11 protein-coding genes are annotated in these 20837 nt (G+C 34.8%); all 11 read right to left on the bottom strand.

Features of this window, described 5'->3' with window-relative positions; all coding sequences use genetic code 11:
* Position 1: 1 nt before the first annotated feature.
* Complete coding sequence (locus AB8B65_RS07115; RefSeq protein WP_405300182.1) at positions 2 to 514, bottom strand: hypothetical protein; 513 nt, start codon at positions 512 to 514, stop codon at positions 2 to 4.
* 13 nt (positions 515 to 527) lie between these two features.
* Positions 528 to 1883, bottom strand: coding sequence for an ATP-binding protein (locus AB8B65_RS07110; protein ID WP_405300181.1), 1356 nt, complete (start codon positions 1881 to 1883; stop codon positions 528 to 530).
* Entirely contained in the window at positions 1873 to 2796 is a 924-nt protein-coding gene (locus AB8B65_RS07105) for a hypothetical protein (RefSeq protein WP_405300180.1), read from the bottom strand. The genes AB8B65_RS07110 and AB8B65_RS07105 overlap by 11 nt, the downstream gene beginning before the upstream one ends.
* A 46-nt stretch (positions 2797 to 2842) precedes the next feature.
* A complete protein-coding gene (locus AB8B65_RS07100; RefSeq protein ID WP_405300179.1) occupies positions 2843 to 3715 on the bottom strand; it encodes a hypothetical protein in 873 nt (290 codons plus the stop codon).
* An 18-nt stretch (positions 3716 to 3733) separates the two neighbouring features.
* Positions 3734 to 6106 carry a hypothetical protein gene (locus AB8B65_RS07095; RefSeq protein ID WP_405300178.1) on the bottom strand — a complete coding sequence of 791 codons (2373 nt, stop codon included), beginning with the start codon at positions 6104 to 6106 and terminating at the stop codon, positions 3734 to 3736.
* Positions 6107 to 6243: 137 nt separating this feature from the next.
* The gene (locus AB8B65_RS07090; protein ID WP_405300177.1) at positions 6244 to 10458 is read right to left on the bottom strand and encodes a contractile injection system tape measure protein; all 4215 of its coding nucleotides are present in this window, start codon (positions 10456 to 10458) and stop codon (positions 6244 to 6246) included.
* On the bottom strand, positions 10451 to 13321 hold the full coding sequence (locus AB8B65_RS07085) for a hypothetical protein (RefSeq protein WP_405300176.1): 2871 nt from the start codon (positions 13319 to 13321) through the stop codon (positions 10451 to 10453). Before AB8B65_RS07085 ends, AB8B65_RS07090 begins: the two co-directional genes overlap by 8 nt.
* Complete coding sequence (locus AB8B65_RS07080) at positions 13321 to 18051, bottom strand: hypothetical protein (protein ID WP_405300175.1); 4731 nt, start codon at positions 18049 to 18051, stop codon at positions 13321 to 13323. Before AB8B65_RS07080 ends, AB8B65_RS07085 begins: the two co-directional genes overlap by 1 nt.
* A 9-nt stretch (positions 18052 to 18060) precedes the next feature.
* The gene (locus AB8B65_RS07075; protein WP_405300174.1) at positions 18061 to 18489 is read right to left on the bottom strand and encodes a GPW/gp25 family protein; all 429 of its coding nucleotides are present in this window, start codon (positions 18487 to 18489) and stop codon (positions 18061 to 18063) included.
* Complete coding sequence (locus AB8B65_RS07070) at positions 18482 to 18781, bottom strand: PAAR domain-containing protein (RefSeq protein WP_405300173.1); 300 nt, start codon at positions 18779 to 18781, stop codon at positions 18482 to 18484. Before AB8B65_RS07070 ends, AB8B65_RS07075 begins: the two co-directional genes overlap by 8 nt.
* Positions 18782 to 19040: 259 nt before the next feature.
* Positions 19041 to 20837, bottom strand: coding sequence for a type VI secretion system tip protein VgrG (gene vgrG / locus AB8B65_RS07065; RefSeq protein WP_405300172.1), 1797 nt, complete (start codon positions 20835 to 20837; stop codon positions 19041 to 19043).

Raw genomic sequence — 20837 nt, 5'->3', positions numbered from 1 at the left:
ATTAAGCTTCGATTTGGTGCACAATGACAGGACTTTTTCCGCCACTATAATCCAAGGCAGAACAATAATTATGATGATGAATATACTCTTGAAGCCTTTTTAAATGCGGATCGTAATATGGAAACTCAACTTTATGTCCCGTAATTGATTGTTTGATAGATTTGTTGTAAAATGGATACTCCGTAAATAAATTATGATGCACCTTTGATTCTAAAAGGTGCTTTTCTTTATACGTTTCATTTCTATTTTTATATCGCATAATTCCCAAAGCCACTTTTTTATAAAAATACTGTAGTACTTTTTGAAAAGGAGTCGTTTTACTATGTCCAATTAAAAATACACGTCGGTTTGTAATTAAGTAACCATATACTTTAAAGTCTTTATCTACAGTACATTTATTGAGCGCTTCTGCAATGATAATGTTTCGTTGTTCCTGTGGAATTTCATAACGCCATGAATGCATTACCAATAACTGGTAATGTGCTTCTTTGTGTGTATGTTTTTTAATATCCATTTAGGAGCTATTTTTAAAGTTGTGTAATGGTTTTGTTTTCTTTTTTTAATTCTTTCCGAATTCCTGTAATTAATTCTTGCTTTTGTACAACAGTATCTCCGCGTTGAATTGCCGAAAGTGCACAATAACGCAACACATTGATAATGGCGCCACCAGCCAATTCGTAATTTTCTGCAATGTTATTTAGATCGATGTCAGAAGCCAACGTGCAAGTGCCTGAAAATGCTTTTTGCCATAATAATATGCGTTCTTCCACGGAAGGCATTTTAAACTGTATGATGGATTGAAATCTTCTCGAAAAGGCTTCATCCATATTTCCTCTTAAATTGGAAGCCAGAATAATGAATCCTGGAAAATCTTCAATACGTTGCAATAAATAGGCTGTTTGCTGATTGGCATGTCGGTCATTTGACGAATTTGCTTTGGTACGTTTTCCAAATAAGGCATCTGCTTCATCAAAAAATAGAATCCAGTTTTGATGCGCTGCCGTATCAAAAATACGTGATAGGTTTTTTTCTGTTTCTCCAATGTATTTGGAAACAATCATTGACAAATCGACTCGATAGACATCCAACCCTAAATTTTTCCCTAATAAAGAAACAGTTAAGGTTTTTCCTGTGCCTGGTGGGCCGTATAATAAGGCTCTGTAACCCGGTTTTAAATGTTTGGATAATCCCCAATCTTCTAGCAGTGTATCTTTGTGAACCAACCAGGTTTTTAGTTCAGTTACCTGATCCATTATGTCTGGATTTAACACAATATCATCCCATTCTAAATTGGTTGTTATCTTTTGTGCAGGAAATGTAACACTGTGTTCTAACTTTGGTTTTTCTCCTGTAATAAAATAATGCAACCATCGATGATTGATACTTAAAACACCATTAAATTTTGGCAAATATTGTTCCGTCGTTTCAATGTCTAATACTTGTTCTTTCTGAAAAATATGATCATTTTCAAAAAAAGAAAATACTTGCAATCGCCACTCTGGATTTAGCGTTGCAAGGAGAAATAATAAGGTTTGTCCTGTTGGTAAAAAACCACTGTGATTTTTATCGATAATACCACCAAATTCTGTAAATCCGCGATTGTATATTTGATTCTGACCAAAAAAAACATCCAAGGCTTCGGGTTGAATGTGTGGCGTAATTGCCAATATCAACGCAATGCGCTCTAAGTTGGTCAAATTCCAATCGTTTATAGTAGTTGCAAAGGGTGAATCTACTTCGGAAAAATCGGGCATTTCAATTTCTGTCCAATGTGTTTCCGCTGCATTTTCATGCTGCAAATACGTGCTTATGACTTTATTAATGACATTTTGAAGCCAGTTAATTTCCTCATAAAGCGAAACAGTATATAGGTTAGTTTCCATAATAGTCAAAAAACTTTTGTACATCGTCTAAACTGGTATTCGCCCAAGAAAAATACTGTAATGCGGTGTTAGGATTTAGCTGATTTGCTTGTAGCATGTCTAAAACACAGGCTTGTGCATTTGTTGTAATTGGCGGACTATACGAAAGTTGTTCATGGTAAAAATCGTATTGATAAAAGTTATTTGCCCACGAAGCAACGCTGGTTTGATCGCTGATGAGTTGACTGATAAATACTTCAAGTTTTTCTTGCTGAACAACTAATTTTTTTGCTTTAAAAAATGATGGTTTTCGTTTGTCTTCGCGATGATAAAACTCAATTTCTCTTGCTTGAATTGTTTTTGCGTTCGAGTCTCCAAAAATATCGACCAATCCGAAGTTTTCAGATTCTGTAGCAATTTCCAATTCACCTTTGTCAGAGCCGGCAATAGCAAGTGTCCAATTTTCTGTAGTTGCACATTCGGTCACAATATACAATTCCCGAAAGGAGTATAATGTTTGCGTCATTTTAATAATGAGTTCGCTTTTAAAATCGCTCCAATTAGCAAACTTAACAGATTCGGCAGCGCTACTTTTAAAGAAGAAACTTCCAAATCCGTCAAAGTTTAATAATTGTTTGCTAAACTCAAAGTCGCCTTCCAACGGATTGTGTCCGCTATCGCGACCAGAATAGGCTTTTGTAACGCCTTCGCTAAAATTCCAACTGGAAGGATTGAGTTTTATACCATTTTCAAAAGCGACATCATCCGCATTGATGATATTTTTTCTGAAAACATTTCCTAAAATTATGAGTTCTCCGTTAACAATTTGGAAAAAATCACCCGGATACATGTTTTGATTCAGTGGTTTTGTGGGTATAAAACCATTGGTTCTGTTGTAAAAACTTCTGTAAAATTTTTTAAATACATTTTCCATGTTTGTGATGTTTTAAGGTGATTAATTCCATATAATATACTGAAATTTAGGAAGCCAATGCTGCTGCGTTTGCTGCGGCAAGTCCGGCTTGTAAAGAAGCAAGTTGTACTTGTGCTTCACTAAGCTTACTTTGGATATCGTTTAATTGCTTCAACGTGTCTTTAGATGCTGTTAATGCTTCTTCATACATATTGCTTGTAACGGTATACGCATAATCTAATAAAGATTGGATTGTATATTTTTTCTTTGTTTTTATTACTTGTGCTCCATCTTCAGGCTCTTTGGCAATTGGCAATTTATTGTCAATACCATCAACTTCTTCACCAATCATAAGCTCATAAAGCTTTGTAGCTTGTAAGAGTTGTAAAGCCATTGCTGCTTCCGATTCTAAGCTGGTTGCTTGTGCAGAAAAAACAGATTGTAACGCTACTAATGTAAGCGCTACTGCATTGTTTGCATCTGTTCCAGCAGTCGTAACCATTGTTACCAATTCGTCAGAAATTAACGGATTAGACGCTTTTTTGCGAATGACTAAGTTTGCTAGTTTATTGATAACTTCTGCTGAATAGATTAAGTTATTAATCGTCGTTTTTATTTCTTCAGCAACAGTTTTTATTTTGGCATCTGCAAGTACAATAGCATCAAATGTAACACTTGAATTGCTTTGTAAGTCTTTAGCGTCATTCACCATAGTATCTAACAAATCTTTATTGCTCAATGCTTGTGCTTTGTTAGCTTCTGCATTGGTAAGTTGCGTGTTTAATTTGTTCGATTTTTCTGTAAGCGAGTCAACAATAGCTTGGTATTGGTTTACAGTATCTTGTGCATCTATTACTTGTTGTGTGAGTTGATCTAACTCTTGTTTTTTGCGTTCGGTAATTCCGTATTGTGGCGGAACTAATGTATTTAATGTGCTCATAAGTTCTTTTTTTAAATTTTAGTATGTTGCGTTTGTGGTTGGATCTATATACCTAAATGTTTTTGTATGCTGAAAATCAGAAAGCGCATTTGTAAATTGCTTGTTAATTGTTGCCGTATTATTTGAAACAGTTACAATTGCAGGAATGTATTTGTTTTTGTTAATTAATCGGTTTCCAAAATTATCTGTAGTTTCTGGCTTAATTTCAAACTCCATCGTATATAGTTTATATCCACTATGTACTAATCCAAGATCATTGATAAAGTCTGAAAAATCATAGAATAATTTTTCTAGTTCTTCAATGACAATATTAAGCGTGGTTATTAATAAATCTATAACATCGTCTACGAAGTGTTTAAACTCTAGTTTTTCAAGATCATTAATAACGATTTCAAGTTTCTCTAATAAGATTGCTTTATCGACAGTATCCCAATTATTTTTCTTCCATTTTTCCCAATCAACTGTTGCTTCATTAATTAGATAGTCAAAAATGGCTTTTGTTGAGTCTGCTTCACTTCTAACTATTGGCGTATAACTTCCCGCAGGAATTTGCTCAGCAGTTGTTAAGTTAAAAAAGAATCCAGGTTTAATATGCTTTAATCTTGTAGCATTCTTAACTTCTTTTTTCTGTTCTTTTTCAAGTTGTTTCAAATGCGCTTTTTCTGTGGTTAAAACCTTAGATTTTTTACCACGCTCGGCTTCTGCTTTTGCCTTTTGTGCTTCTGCTTTTTTCTTTTTAGAAGCGCTTGTGGTAGGATCGGCAATAATTTTGCTGTCTTCATTTATTTCAGTGTCCAATCCTGAAATTTCGGAGTTTAATGAATTTATTTTTTCCTTAGCAGCTTCAATTTGAGGATCATACTTGTCAGCAATATCTTCTAATAGATTGGTTTCCGTTTCAAGATTCATTAAACCTTCAACAGTTAATAAACCTTTAATTAGGTTGGTATTATCTGGTAAAAATAATCCGTGATATACAACTTCGTAGTCTGGATTTTCTAAGACTTTAAATGTAATTTTTTCAACAGCAATCATTTCTTCTCCATCAATAGTAATATCTCCTGTATTGGTATTATCTGAAATTGTAATTACTTCTTCAGAACCTCCACCAGTCGCTTTAATGTTATTTGCGCTTACTGCGTTTAATCTATTTTCCAATGAAAATCTTCTACTTGGAGCTGTCATATAATCATCAAATGTGTTGATGATTTTTTTGTAACTATTATCCAAAACTGCAAAGACAACCACGACATACTCATCTCCCAAATTCATAGCGTCACCATCAGTGTCTAATAATTGAGAAGTATAAATTTTTTGTTTGATCGGCGCCGTAAAACTAGAAAAATCAATAAGAACATGATTTTCCTCCGTAGTTTCAGTAAGATTTTTAGTTTTTGGTGAAACTTGATAAAACTTACTTCGATCACCTTTATCTACAATATCTTCGGCATTGTTCACAGAAAATGTGTCACTCTTACTGTCTTTTACCAGCATAATGTAGTAATCATCTACTGGATATCCACTAGTTGGAGCGCTACTATTTGCTATTATATTACCATTTTCATCTTTTGTAAAAGGACTTGTATATGGTAAAAAAGAAACCGTATAATTGGTTGCATCACCAACTGACTTTGGTACATGTACATGTAATCCCAAATTCAATTCAGAGTTGTTTAATCTATACGCTTCAAATGTAGCATTGTAGGCAACACTTGTGTCTTCTAAAACACCTTCTGCTTTTTTCTCATTTGTGTTTGAAGTAGCTAGTTTTTCATTTTCAGTAGAAAGCTCTTGTGTTGTTGCTTCAAATTGTGACGAGGTTACTGTCAATAAGTTTTTAACAGCAGCATCTGTACTTGTTGCTTTATCTGCCAACGTGTTTGATGGTACTTCTGCAATTAATTGTGAAGCTTCCATACTGTGTTGTGATGTTTTTTCAGCTGTGTATGCAGTAACATTCATTAAATCGTAGGCATTTTTACTTTGTGTGTAAATTTCAGTGCCAAAATCAGCAGCACTTACAATACTAAAAATACTTCCTGCATCGCTAGTAAGTTTTAAAATAGCATTTGCGGCAATTTGAACATTTGCAGCAGCTACAGCTGTATTGCTTACAGATTTTGCAGTGTACGTTTTTACATTTTCAGAAGAAGCCAAAACATTGGTAGACAGGTCACTGTCCGTAATAGCTTGCTCATGTACTTTTTGTTGAAAAAGGTACTTTCTGTTAATTACTTCTAGCTTTTCAGCCGTTGTAATTCGATCGCCTTGTGCGTAGTAAAGCGAAAACATAGACGCATCTTGTTGCGACTTTACTTTTTGTAATTCTAATTCTTGCTCGTTCAATGACGAAACGACACTCGAATGTAGATTTTCATTGTAAGAATTCATAAATTTTATTTTTTAGTTTGTTAATTAATTTTTTAACCATTTTGCAGGTTATACGCTTCTTTTCTGTGTGATGACAGGGTTAACTACTGTCTATTTTTGATGGTTTTGTACAAATATTCATGGTTGTATTTATTTTTTTAAAATGGCCAAGTAACGTGCAATGGTTTTTCCATCCACGGTAGTTTTATGATTGAAAATGAAAAGGGTGATTTTAGCATTAAAATATCGTATGCTCGCTTTTCTACAGTTAATTCCCAACGGTCTTCGGTTTCGCGCAAAATTCCTTCACGTACCAACCAATTTCCACGAAAACCATTTATGGAAGTATCTCCAATTGCCGTCCAATGATGAATTGCAGCCTGAATCATTCCGTCAATAAGTTGTTTTTGTTCATCGGTCATTTCTATGCTACTTTTCACAGGTACATTCGGCGGAAGCCCAACTAAAATTTTATTTAAGGTCAGCAAAGATTCTTCCGTTTCGGTAAGTCCTGTTACGATATATTGCAAATAATGTATGGCGTCTAACTGTGCGTTTTCCGATATAAATTCTTTGTCTTTTACAATTCCCAAACGATCAAGTAACATTAAAAAATAGGTGTTTAACATGACCAATCCTGCATTCGGAATAGGAACGCCTTCGTCGGGAAATGAAGCTAATTCTGTATTCATAGCTGTTTTATTTTCAGTTTTAGATATAATTTCTGCTGTTGTTTTTTTTGTAGTTTTATAATGTGGTAACAAGGTTTTGTATGTAACTAATAAAGCGGTTGGCAATTGGGTTTTAATCGCGCCAATAGCTTTTATAAAATCGCGTTGCTGTACGGCTTTTTTTCCACAGGTTTCCCATAACAATTCATTCCAAATAGTGTTGCTAGCAATCAAAGTCCAATTGGAAGTACGCCATGCGGTTACTACTTTTTGAATGATGATTTCTTGTAAACTTTTGGTAGAAATTCCGCGCATGCTCACAAAAGGAATATTTTCATACAACATGCGCATGTCCAAAAGTTCTTTTTGTTGTGCCGTGTTTACTTTTAAAAGTGCTGCAATCAAGGTTTCAAAATGAACGGTTTGCGCAAATTTTAGTAACTGTATTTCTGAAATTTTTTGACTGCGAATTGTCTTTAAAACAAGCAATGGTTTTTGTGCGATCAATTCATTGACAACGCGTTCGTAACTGTATGCTTCTTTGTGTAAAAACCACGCAGGAATTTCATAATGTGTAATGAGATATTCACTTAACAATGCTGCCTTTTCTGTTTCTATGTACGCTTTTATTGCTGTTGAAAGCGAACTGTTTTGTGTATGTTCGCTAATCAATTCAAAAATTCGATGTCTTGCAACCAATACAGTTTTAAGTAATTTCGGAATAACAATTGCGTTATTTTGAACGTGTTTTACGATGGTAATTTGGTCTAAAGTTGCAATTTCTGAAAGTGCATCAAATGTGGTTGCTGTCAATTTTTCTACAACTCTTTTACGAGTTATTTTTCCTTGAATAAACGCCAAAACTTCCTTCCAAAAAACACCTTGCAAAGTAGTTGTTATTTGTGCGTTTCCGAGTTGTTTTGCAATAGTAAATAGTGTGTAAATTGACTTAAAAACTTCCGATTGTGTGCTAGAAGCATCGTTTGCATTGAGCAATAAAAATGTTTCTAGGTTGATTGTTTCTTGTATAAAATGAAGCTGTTTTGTAGCGAATGTCGTTTCTTTAATAATCGCGCGTATTTCTGTTGGCGAAGTTTCCAATGCCATCATAAATAACGCAGCAAATGAATAACTTTTTTCGACAATTTGTACTTCCGAATTTGTCGCTGTAAAATTAGTACGGATCGTTTCAAATAATACAACAGTCGAAATGCGATACGGCGTTTGCAACAATTGATTTTTTTCTGCTACTTTTTTCATTTCTACAACAGATTTTACTGCTTTTTGTGGTTTCATTTCAAGTGCTGGAAATGTGTATATAACCGTTTTTTCAAACAGTGAAATAAAACGCGCTTCGTTTCCACGATGTACTTGATACATAACCAACGATTGCCAAAAAATTTCCTCTAATTGCAATTCAATTTGCGTGTTGCTTATAGTTGTGTTTGTTGCAGTAATTTGCTTTAAAAACATAGAACGTAAGCGTGTGCGAATGTGTACGCCGTTTGCAATGAGATAGGAAATTAACGTTGTTTCTTTCGTTTTAAATTCGCGCGTAGTATGCTTTTTAGTGCGAACCAATTTTGAAATATATTCGGCAACATATACCTGCTGATTTGATTGTTGTATAAGTGCTATAACTTCTTCAATTGGTGTTTTTGCAAGCTGAATGTTATAGTGTTTTTGAATGGAAGCAAATTTACGTGCAGACCAAGCTAAAGTTCTGATTTTTGATGTTTGTAATAGCAATTCAATTACTGCTTGAATGTCTGTTTTTGAAACTCGAATACTACTTTCTTGTCGTTGTAATTGTTGTAAAAACTGTACAAAGAATTCGGTGGTTTGTATTTTTGAATCTTTCCAAATGACTTCAAAACCTGTGGAAATTATAATTTTTTCAATAGCACGTAATGCATTTGCTTTTTTAGGTTGTTTTGAGATGAATGTGTGAATGATTTTCTGAATTTTCAACAATAACGTATAGCTTTCTGGTTGAACAGATTTTAAAAATCGGTCCATTCCGTATGCAGATACCAGAGCCGTAATATGAACAGTTACTTTTGGTGTTTTTTCTAGTTTTTGAACAACTTTCCAAAATTGTACAGGCGAAGCCGAAATCCACTTTTGAACTGTTTTTTCTAACTCTTTACTAGCGTTTGTTGCATTGCTTGTCTGTTCAATTTCAGAAATATAACGCGACATAATTTGTTGTAAAGCTTCGTTGGAAGCAACCATTTTTGTATTTGTTATTTCTTTTTGATACAGTGTATTCAGCTCTTTAAACAAAGAAATAAAACTCGTTTTCTTTTGTGTATTTGTGACATTTGACAACACGAAATGATCCAAAATAACAAGCTTGGTTTGTTGCTGTTGTTTGGCTAATTTTTCCACCACAAAATCTAAAAATGCATTTTTAGCAACTGATGTATTTTGATTATTGATACAAAATTCAATTCCGTACGTATACAAATCTAAAGTTTGCACTTTTACATGCGTTGTTTGTGGTAATTTTGATAAAAACGAAATTTGAGTCAACACGTTTTTCGATTGTGTAGGCGCCAATGCTAAAAATAAATTTTCGATCGCGGCAGGAATTAAATCCTTTAAAACAGCTTTCCAAGTGCTTGGTTTTTGATCAATATTTAATAGTATTTTTTGGAAACGAGCCGTATCTAATTTTGATAGATTAATCACCAATTCATTGAATTCATTTTTTTGAATATTGGTGCTTCTAGCCGTTTCCGAATTGAAATAAGTTGCTACTTTAACCCAAAAATTTTCTTTTTGTTTTTCTGTTTTTACACGCGAAAAAGAAGTATTCTGTAATTCATCAGATAATAATTTTAAAATTGCGATAAAGCCTTTTTCTATAGGCGAATATTCATTGGCGCGTTCAATGGATTTTTCAATCAATTCAATCATCACATCATACGAAAGATTAAAATGACTTGCCATTTGTGTTACCGTACTTCGCACAAAACTGATTCTGTTAAAAATGGTACCGCGTTCGGTAAACAAATAATTTAAAATCCACAACCAAATATTTTTCTTTAGATCGTTTGTACTTGTCTGAACAATGGTTTCTTTTTCTTGTACTTTGACAAATTCATCCGAAAAATTAATAATCTGTTGATGGTTATTCGGTTCCAATCCCGCAATAATTTTTTTGATAATAACATCTGGAAATTGCCAAGCAATACGCTTACGAACGTTTGCCGAACTTCCAATTTCTTGAATCATTTGTATCACATCCAAACGATTGTTTGTCAACTGCGAACGCATAATTTGTACCGCTGTTCCGTAGGTTTCTTGGTAATTCCAAGGCAACATTCCTTGCATTAGAAAATCGCGAAGTACATGTACTTGTGCAATATCTTCATGTACAATTTCTAGCGTTTTATCGCCATTTTTCGGATACATAATAAGGTCATACAAGGCAATGCGCAAGGCTTCTTCCAAGCGTAATGGAAGTTCGCTCAGCATGTTTTCATAGGTAATAGTTCCTAAATCGACGGCTAATTTTTTAATTTTTAAGGTTTGCCCTTTTGGACAAATACTATCAAAAACACTCGTAATTACACGTTTCATTTTATACGCACTCCACGCGCTAATATCAGTCTGTAACTGGTGCGCAAGCCTTTTGGAATCGAAAGCGGTGTTCCATTGGCAACGTGTGACGATATGTGCTCCTTGACTATGCATTTGTTGGCACTTGATTGTTATAAATTAGTTTGAGTGTCGTTATCAAATCTGCGGCGGCTTTTGTTACCGCAGTTTGGTCAATAGTTTGTGTGGTTGTGTTGTAAATATTGGCGTTAAACCAACGAACATATTGCGGAATTATGGTTTTTAAATTATCTGCAGTTGCATACATCGGATGTGCTGTAATTTGAATTGGCAATTGACTTTCCATAAAATAGGAGAGACGATGTTGCCAATCGGGAGTTGCGAGTTCTGGAATGTAATCTGGAAACATCCAAAGCAATGTATTTGCTAAAAACGGATCTGTAATGTACATTGTGTTTTGACCGTCGTCCCAACTTACTGTTGCTGTCCAACTATATGCTGCATTTTCTATGGTTGTAAACGTAGCATCATCAAGCTTGCTAGGATCATCAATAGCTGTTAATATGTGATTTGGATACGTTTCTTTTAAATAACTTATTATTCCTTCTGATGGCGCACTATTGAATACTGTTGAAATTAGTACGAAATCATCATAATTTAACATCGTACTAAAACAATAATACATTTTATCATCAGTGTTTTCTTGAATATATATTTGAAAACTTCCTGATTGTAATAATAAGTTCGTTTCAATGGCAATCATGCCTTTTCGCTCCGTAAGTAACCATATTGCCATTTCACTTTGTTCGTATGCAAGTGAAATTTTGTCTGGAGTTTTTAGAATTGGATTAAAATCTAACGTGTATTGAACAAAATTGATATATAACGGTTTTAGCGTTAATAACATGCTAAGTTTTAGCGAGATTGTTGTGTAATTTAAACTATCGAGCGACGTAATTTTTTCTTCTTCATTGATTCGATTTGTTTCAAAATAACCTTCGTGTTTATAGTTTTTTGTTAAAATATCGCGCAACATTTTTCGAGCACGATATGTTGCTTTTAAATTTGCTATTTGTTGTTGAGTTTCGTTAGCCGTTGGGCTTGCTTCTTCTTCTGTTTCAAGCGGTTTATTACTTTCCAAATAGTCAATGAGTGCTGCAGTAATTGTAAGTGTAAATTCATTTAATAGCAATGCACCGATACTATTATACGCTTTGGTGCGATTGTATGATAAAATTCCCAAATTTTGTAGATACATGCTTTTTATAATGACACGATCTTTTAAGAAATCGCCAGAATATACAGTGCCATATATCAGCGTATCCATAATTAAAGGTGATTCTCCATGACGTGCTAATAAGTGATCTAACAAGTCATTTCTACGTTGCAAATTCACTGTGTCATCTTCGTTGTATACTAACAAACCATACATATACGAGTTGTACGGATCGTCTTGATATGCCAACCAACTTTTATGTGCTAATGTAGCATCTGACTCAGAAACTGGTCCAAAATTAAAAATGCTATTGTCTCTTAATAAAGGCGCTGCGTTTGGAACACTATTATACAACGATTGGTAAAAATAAGTTGGTGAAAATACTTCAAACGGCGCAGGATATGCTGGATTTGCTTTTTGTGCTGGAGTTTTGATATTGTTGTAATGTTCTAAATCGGCAGGAGCTCCAGTGATGGCATTTTTGAACGAAAATAATTTGTCAATATTTGCCAATTGCGCAAACTGATTGCTCAGTACTTGATCAAATAAACTTAAATACCCTTTTAGCTGTCGCGATTGTGCTATTTGATATGCTGGCATGGAATCATTTGTAGCATTTAAACCAACGGCATACGCTTCTGGAAATGTGTTTTGAATTGAATAATAACTCGTAATATCTCTATATTTCCCTTTAGGAACTGTTGGTGCCATTTGTACTGAAGCAACTTCATTTACTTGCGAATTTGTTTGTTGCATCATTGCCAACTCGTCCATTAAGGACATGTTGAGTGATGCGTTTAAACTTTTTCCTTGTGTATTTACTTGCAAATTTGACGCATCGGCTTGGTTTAATAATGATTGCGAAAAATTGAAAGTTAAGATTTCATATATTTTACAGGTAGCAGCAGGTAGCAAGGTTTTTGTACCGCATGTAAAAGAAACTTTAGAAATAGATTGCACGCCAGTTACTTCTTGAATCAATTTGGTAATTTCAAAAGCTTGAATACTGTCTTTTTTTGGTTGAATGCTTTCCGAAGAAATCCAGCCGTTGTCTAAGGTTGGACCATTAAAAATATCATTTGTGGCAACACCTGCTGCTTTTAATTTGTCATAACCTGTTTGTACAACATCAGGAAAAATATATGCATTTATATTTTGGATGATTTCTGACATAACGGAATCAAAATCAGCATCTGATTCTAATATTAATTCCCCAGCAATGGTATATTCTTTTGGCGCTAAAACGGTTGGTTTTAAAAAGAATTCACCTACGTTTCGGCAACTGTTTAGTAAATAAAAAGTTTCGTTTTCGATGATTTCGTTCGTTTCTGAAGCATCCGTTGAAGCAGTCTTTTTTTCGTTCGGATCTAACAATAAATACACTTCGTAAAAACCGTTTATAAAAGGAAATTTCAACGATATTGGTGTAATTACTACATTTTTTACACTTACAATTTGATCAATAATATATTTCGTATAATCGTTTACCGTCACTGGCGAAGTGGTTAGAATATTTTGCGGAAGATAAAATTGATCCGCGACGGTTAAATCGCCTTTTTTATCTGTCAAAATATCTTTCATCGGAAAATTTCCGCAATATCCAAGTTCGGTAAACGCATAACACAATTGCTCTAAAATAGTTACGCCAGGATCACTCGGATTTAAGTTGGTCCACTCGTTACTACTATGTTTTTGAATGTACGCAAGACCAGCTGCTTTGAGTGCTTTAAAATCAAGCTCCAAAGGAAGTTGTGTGTCTACTATGTAATTTTCTTGCGTCATTAGTTGTATGTGATTAAGCTATTTTTTGTGGTGTTATTTAATGATGGCACTAATAAGATTCCATCTTTTTGTGCTATTTCTTGTTTCGGTTTGTCTTTGTCAGAATATGTAATTGCGCCTGTGTCAAAATTTTTAGTACCAATTAGAAACGAAATACTTTGTACTTCTAAAATGCTGTCATAACTATTGATGAAACTTGCTAATTGTGCCGTATTTAATCCGCTATCAACAGTAATTTGCGTTTGCGCGCTCGTAATCCAAGGTGCTAAATAAATGTTGATTCCGTTGTTGACTTCCTTTTCTACAGTAGTGATATCTTCACCAGGCTGCACATTAATTTCTGCGGTAATTTGCACATAATTCAGTGTAAAATTTTCTACTGAAACCGTGACAAATGGCGAAACACGTTTGGCGATGTAATTTTGAATTTCCAATTCGGTGCATTCACTTAAAAGTGGTTGAAATGCATTGGTTTCTGTGACATCTGCTACACGTTTTATGACATGCGTAAACGCTTTATTTTTACTATTATCATACACTGTTTTGGAATAGTATACTTCCGGAAATGCCAATCGGATTGTATTAAAATAATCTTCGGTGGTTTCCAATCGATCTTTCGTTTTGATTCGTGTGCTTACACGCGAATTCATTTGTATCGTTGTTTCCGCAGCTTTTCCGCCAAACGAAGCAAACGGTTGTACTGTAGCCGCAATTGCTGGAATTGCCGTTTGCGGACTTGTGATGATATCCGCTAAAATTTGCGGCGTTTGCGTTGAAAAATCGGTTGCAGTTACAATGCGTTGTAATGCAAATCCGTTGGTTTTTAAAAAAGAGGTTTCAGGAAAACTATCAAGCGTGTTGTTTGTGCCAATAGCAATCCAGTAATTTGTGCCTTCAACGGTATTGTGTACGGTTGTTATATCGCTCGGAATATTAATTGTGATAATTCCCGAACAGGTAAAATTATTGGTGTCATCTGCAATAGAAGTCAGTTTTTTCCAGCCATCTGAGCTTAAATACGAATAGTTTATTTGTTTCGTTGTTAGTGTTGTTTCTGTGTATGCGCGCGCCAATTCAAAATAAAAACTCACTTTTGCGGGTGCAATTACATCTTGTAATTCTAAAAATAATTGTCCTTGCGAATTAAATGTTGGAAGCAACGGCAATGCTGTTAATTGCGTAATTTTTCCGTCTGAATTTCTTGCAGGAGGACTTCCGATAGTTGTGTTTTCTGCAATTATTTTTTCGTCTAAAGTAGTGTCATACACTTTGTAATTTGCAAATGGCGTATTGTAAAAACATTGCAGCGGATAACTTTGTTCATTTGTAGAAAAGTCATAACTCACCGAAGCCGAATAGTTTCCTGTAAAAGCACTTACCATTGGTACAAACGGAATGTTTGGCGGTGAAACCAATTCCTGTTTGTCATCAGAATCTTTGATTTTTTCTGCAATAATTTGCGCATTGAATAAGGCAATAGCAGCCACTACTTTTGCATATAATTCGGTTCCGAAACCATAAGCAGGATCGGACAGTTTCATTTTTATAAAACCTGTAGTAGTTGTCTCCGTAAGTTGCAGCAATTTTTGTTGCAATGTTGGGTCAATAGTTGCAGGATTTGGCGTTAATCCTAAAAACTGTATTTCTTTTGTAGGTTCTAAATTGACACTATCTATATCAAATAGTGAAACTGAATCTACATTGTCAATTATAGTTTTGCCTTCTGTGTTTTCTGTTGTGAGAGAAGGATCTATTGAATTCCATACACCGTTTTGTAAGGCTTGAAAATTTATGATAAACGAAGTGTCTGAAAAATATGGAGTATACGTTTTTGCTACTATACTATTTTCTTGTTTCTTAAAAAACCCTGTAATTGTGTTTAGAAATGATTTTTTTTCAGGAGCAACCGTGGAAAGCAACGCATTTTGTTCGTCCTCAATGTTTTGATCTGATCTTGTTTTAGAGGAACTAATTTCATTATTGATACTATTTTTCGTTGTTGTTACAGTGGTTTCATCTATTTTTCCTGCAGATGAAATATCATTTTTGAATGTAGTAAGGAACGTGTCAATTGCAGTTTGCATGCCTTTATTAAGGTTGATGATTTGCGTCATTATTGCACTCAACGAGTTTGGCATTTTTTGTAAAGCTGTTTTTTGAGTGCTTACCAAACTTTGTAAATCAGTTTGATTACCTTGAATTTCTTTTTCAGCATCAGCTGGTGTCGTACTTGCAGCTGCTAATTTTGTAAATAGCGTTTGCGCTGAGTTGGTTGCTTTTGTAAAAAAGGTGTCTTGCGAACTTTTAATTGTATCTAGTAATTCTACTAATTCATTCACATCTATTGGTGTGCCAGAGTATACATTGTTTAAATAGTTGTTGTAAGCGATGTAATAATCAGCAAAGTTAAAACCTGGCGCAAATTGATTCCACGTGAGGAAAAATTGCATGTTTTGTACAGGTTTGCTAAATATTTCAGCATTGCCAATCATAAAACTCTGATTTACTTTTGGTGCGCCACCTAATAATTGAAATGGTTTTTTAGCGTTTAGTTGTCCAAAATCATTGTACAATTGAAAGTTTTGCAATTCTTCCACGTTCACAATAATATCTAGCGTAGCAATTTGTAGTGATGAAATCGATTCTGTATAATCTGGAAAAACAATTTTAAGCAATGGCCATTCACTGGAATATCCATCAGGATTTTTGGTAAATGCACTAATTACAGGATCGGTAGGTTGTAATATGAGTTCAATTTGATTTTCTGTAATTACATCTGAAGCATTGTTTGGTGCAGGCACCTCAAACCAAGTATCTTTTGTACTCAAATAAAATTTAAACGCAGGTTGTATAAATGTAATTTCATCACAGTTTGCAAATGTAAAATTAAGAGTGATCGTTCTTAAAGTGGCTTCTGTCAAGTAAAACATAGGCGAAGCAATTGTAAATGCCAACTCTTGTTTGGTGCCTTGTGGTGTCTGTGTAGAACCAAATGTTTTCCAACTTTTAATCGCGCCAGCTTCATCTTTAGCCACTACATTTACAGGTGGTAATTTTTGTAAATACAATTCAGGATTGTATGCATCTACAGATACTAGCGAAAGTATATACGCATTTACAATTTTTGCAGGATTTAGCGATGTTTTGCTCAGTGTTTCAAATAGAATTGGTGCTTTGTTTGCGTCCAATCCGGCAGTAAAAATAGTTCCTTTTGCTAATTGATATGTCGCGGTTTTTTTTGCCAAACTACTACTTGCAAAAACCGTATCGGGCGAAACACTGTTGGGCGTTTGTTTTAAAATATCGTTGTAATAAAAGTGTAAGTGTTTTTCGGATAATGAATTTAATTGTGCTTGATAAATTTTTAGCAAACTTGTAAACGTTCTCAGTAACATCGTATCCGGAAAATGACCTGGCACTTGTTGTATGTTTTTCAATTCTGTAGCGGCATACGAAATGCATTTGCTGTAGAATGAAAATATGGTTTTTCCAGTTCCTTTGATGCCATTGAAAATATCTGATCGTACTTGTTTGGTGAGAATATACGCGATGATATCTTTGAGAATATCGTAGAGTATTTTACTAATCTTGGTGTCTATACTTATAGCAGTTTCAAAAATTCCTATAATGATTGTAAACATCCATTCTCCATACTTTACCACAAATGCAGCTACTTTTAAAAGGATGGTTTCGATTTCTTTTAAAATACGATCAATTAAATTTTTAAAATCTTCTGTAGCCAGATTAGATGTGTTTGTTTTAAGTGTGTTTTGAAGCGAATTTAAGTCTGTTAGTAGTTGTTGAATCACAGCTGTTTTTTCTTCATCGCCTTTAAAAGTTTTAATTTTAGTGTGTAATTCTTGAATGATTTTTTCAATGATTTCAAATAGTGATTCAATCGCATTTTCAACAAATGCCACTACTTTTTCAAGTATTGCAACTGTTTCTTCAAAGAGTATTGCTACGGATTTTTGTAAGGCAATAAAAGCTGCTATAATTTTAGTGATAATTTTCTCAGTAAGATTCAAATGTGAACCATTGAGCGTAGCAATAATATCTTCCACATACGTGATAAAATCCTTAAAAAAGAAATATACATAGTCGCCTTTTGGTGTATATTTCAGATTTAGAAGTTCCCAATACGGTGTTTTTCCTTTACTTTCTTTCCATATTTTTTCGTCATAATCTTGAAAAAGGTAGGTATTTACGGGTTTTATGTTTGGAATAATTTGATTGATATGTAAATTACTTTGCAACGATAAAAGTGCCCAAAGTAGCGCGCTTTGTTTTTGCTTTACTTGTTGAATGACATACGTTTTAAGATTGTATTCCAAATTGGATTGCTGCATATAATACGTCCATCGTTCAATGATTTGAAAGATGTATGTAAGCTGATCAAATAGTTGATTGAATCCGTTTGAAATAAATGCCGTATTGATGTCAATTTCCAGTTTTTTTTCTAATTGTAAACACGTATTTATAAACAGTGAATATGCTTTTTGAAACGACGTTTTAGCAATGGAAGCAACCAAAAACACAGGATCTTTTAGTAAAAATGGCGACCAATTTCCGTTGATAGTATTGGTACGATCGTAAAAGTTAAACAACGAAGCAAAGTCAGCAAGCAAACGCAAATTGTCAGCTTCTGTTCTGCCATCTACCAAACGTGGATTTGGCACCAAAGCTTTTTCTAGTGCTATCATTGTGGTATGTTGATCAAATTGACTCATGTAACTTTGTTATCGTTGTAAATTGGTTCCTTCTTTTATGTAAAAAGGATATACATAATTGTGTCTTGTATTGGTTTGATTGTATATGTAATCGATAGTAACTTCTACCAAGCCATTTTGTAAATCGGCAAAAGCAACCTCAACTGCTACTACTTTAATTCTTGGTTCATTGTTGAGAAGCGATGTTTTTACGGCTTCTCTAATTTCGCCTTGTAATGTTGGGCGCATTTCTTTGAAGAAAAACGTTTGTAATCCAGAGCCAAATTGTGGCGTAAATGGACGTTCTCCAAATGTGGTTTGCATGATCAAATTGATCATTTCATTGATATTTTCTTCATACTTTGTGAGTTGCAGTTGTTTATTTTCCACAGAAAATGTTACAGGAAATGACCAACCTGAACCGAGAAACTCTTTTTGTATGTTTGTTGTATTATCCACCGATCATTACTGTAAAATCTCCTAAAACTATTGATCCGCCGTGCGCGGTTGTATCGCCCATTCGTGCGGCTGGCATTCCGCCAATCATTACCGTTGCTGAACCTTTTACAATAGAATCTGGTGGTCCAACACATACAAGCATATCACCTACGCGTGCTGCGGGTAATTTGCCAATTAATACTGTTGGTGCTCCAGGTCCAATAACAGGTCCGCCAACATGCGGAATTGGAGGAAGGCCTGGTGTTACCATCGGACATTCGTGAAAATCGGTTAATCTTGCTGCTGGTGGCATGTTTTTTTAGTATTGAGATGTTAGTATTGAGAATTGAGCGTACATGTAGTACTTCAAAATTCATTTTTAAAATCTATTTATGCTACATTGATATTGAGTTTAAAAGGTTATTAAGAAACTTACTAATCCCTGTTTTCTTCAAAGTACTTCTCGATACGATTTTCTATCAAAAATCACTCGAAGAGACGTTTTTGTTATTTGAGTTTAAAAGGTTATTAAGAAACTTACTAATTCCTAATTCCTAAAACCTAATTCCTACTTAATTAATCATCACCATCGCACCTTTGATAGTCGTTTGTGTACCACCTTGAAGCGATGCTGTCATACTTCCTTCCGCAGAATATTGCATTTGTGCGGTTTCTTTGATGTTCATTCCTTTGATTTGTACATCGCCGCCAGAAGATTCAATAGTTACACCTTGATCACCTTTTAATGTCAAGTTTTGTGTCGCTTTCACCGTGATATTTTTGTCACTTTTAATTGTGATTCCGCTATCCGACATGACAATGCTGTTATTGTTTTGATCTTGAATGGTAATTTGCTTGTCCTTGTCACTGAAAATGGCGGTATTTTTACTTGGTGTTTCTAGCGTAAGCACTTTGTTTTCATCATCAAACTTGATATTGATTCCAGTTTTGGATACAAATGCTTTTATGGTATTTTTTTCATCAGGATCAAGTCCATCAAACGGTTTGTTGCTAGACGAACTATACATACTTCCTAAAATGATAGGATATCGTGGATCTTCATTCAAAAAACCAACTACAACTTCATCGCCAACTTCAGGCATAAAAAAGGCACCTGCGCCGGAAGTGGAATAGAAATTTGTCAATCGTGCCCACAATCCTTCTCCGTTCGGATCAAATAGTGGAATGTCAACAAGTACGCGGTATTGACTGTTTGGATCTTCATACATTTTCTTTACCGTAGCATTAAATAATCCTTGTGCGCCAGGTAATAATCCAGCGGCAGGTGGCGCCATTACATCCGGTTCTTCTGTAAACCAAACAGGCGATAAGCCAACTGAAACTTCGCTAATCCAGTTTCCGTGTCCAATAACATGCTGTACATTTGAAATGATATGATCGCCATCAAAACGATCGCCCAAACCTGCAAGTGTGATGTATTTTCCGGGATCAACCAAGTTGCTTCCTTGAAATTTGACATCACCTTGAATTTTGGAATACGCACTTTTTACCAAAGCTGCTTTTGACCAATTGGTTAAATCGCTCGCTTCTATTGGTGCTGTACTTTGCAGTGCATAATCTGAAAGTCCGACAACTTCCGATAGTTTTTTGGACGATAAGTTTCCTGGACCTGCATAACTACTGCTTGCTTCTCCCGAAGTTGTTTGTTGTTGTGTAAAATCCCAAGAAGTCGCTTTTGCCGAACCTAATTGTGTTACTGCATCTAGCGAAGCATTGAACTCCAAGAGATTGTTTCCGTACGCAATTTCTAATACAGCAGTTGTGTCATTATCTGGCGGAAATACGGATACTTTTCCGTTTAGCGTTGTAACAATCATTCCGTTGGTTTCCGCTCTAGCGAGTAAAAAATCCCAGTCTGTAGCGTAATATTGCACTTGTTCTGGCCATTCGGTTGTAGTAGCAGTAACAGCTGCGGACAAGCCGTAGTTTCCAATTATGGAACTCATAATGTCGCTATCTTTCTTTTTGGAATAGGTTAAACTTTTACGTCCAACCACCATTTTGATAGCTTCATCACGACATTCAACCACTAAAACAGCACCTTCGGCACCGTGAATACGAATGCTTTGTTTGGTAACGATTCCTTCAAAAATGCTTTCGTTTTTAGAATCGTATCCAGCTTCAACAGTAATTTTAGCTCCTGGTACAAATGTGCTTGACGAACTTACTTCAAAGGTTTCATCGGCAGGACTTCCATCAATGATGACAATTTTTGCCACCGAGATTCTGTTGACGCCTTTTTCGACTTCAATTGATTGTACGTCCATTGCATCGGGAATGGCGCTTCCGTTGCTTTTGATGCTGAATGTTACTAAACCTCCACTTGTAATTGTTGTTGATGCACTCAT

The sequence above is a fragment of the Kordia sp. genome, from assembly GCF_045105435.1.
Taxonomy (GTDB): Bacteria; Bacteroidota; Bacteroidia; order Flavobacteriales; family Flavobacteriaceae; genus Kordia.
This window is presented reverse-complemented; position numbering and strand designations above follow the sequence as displayed.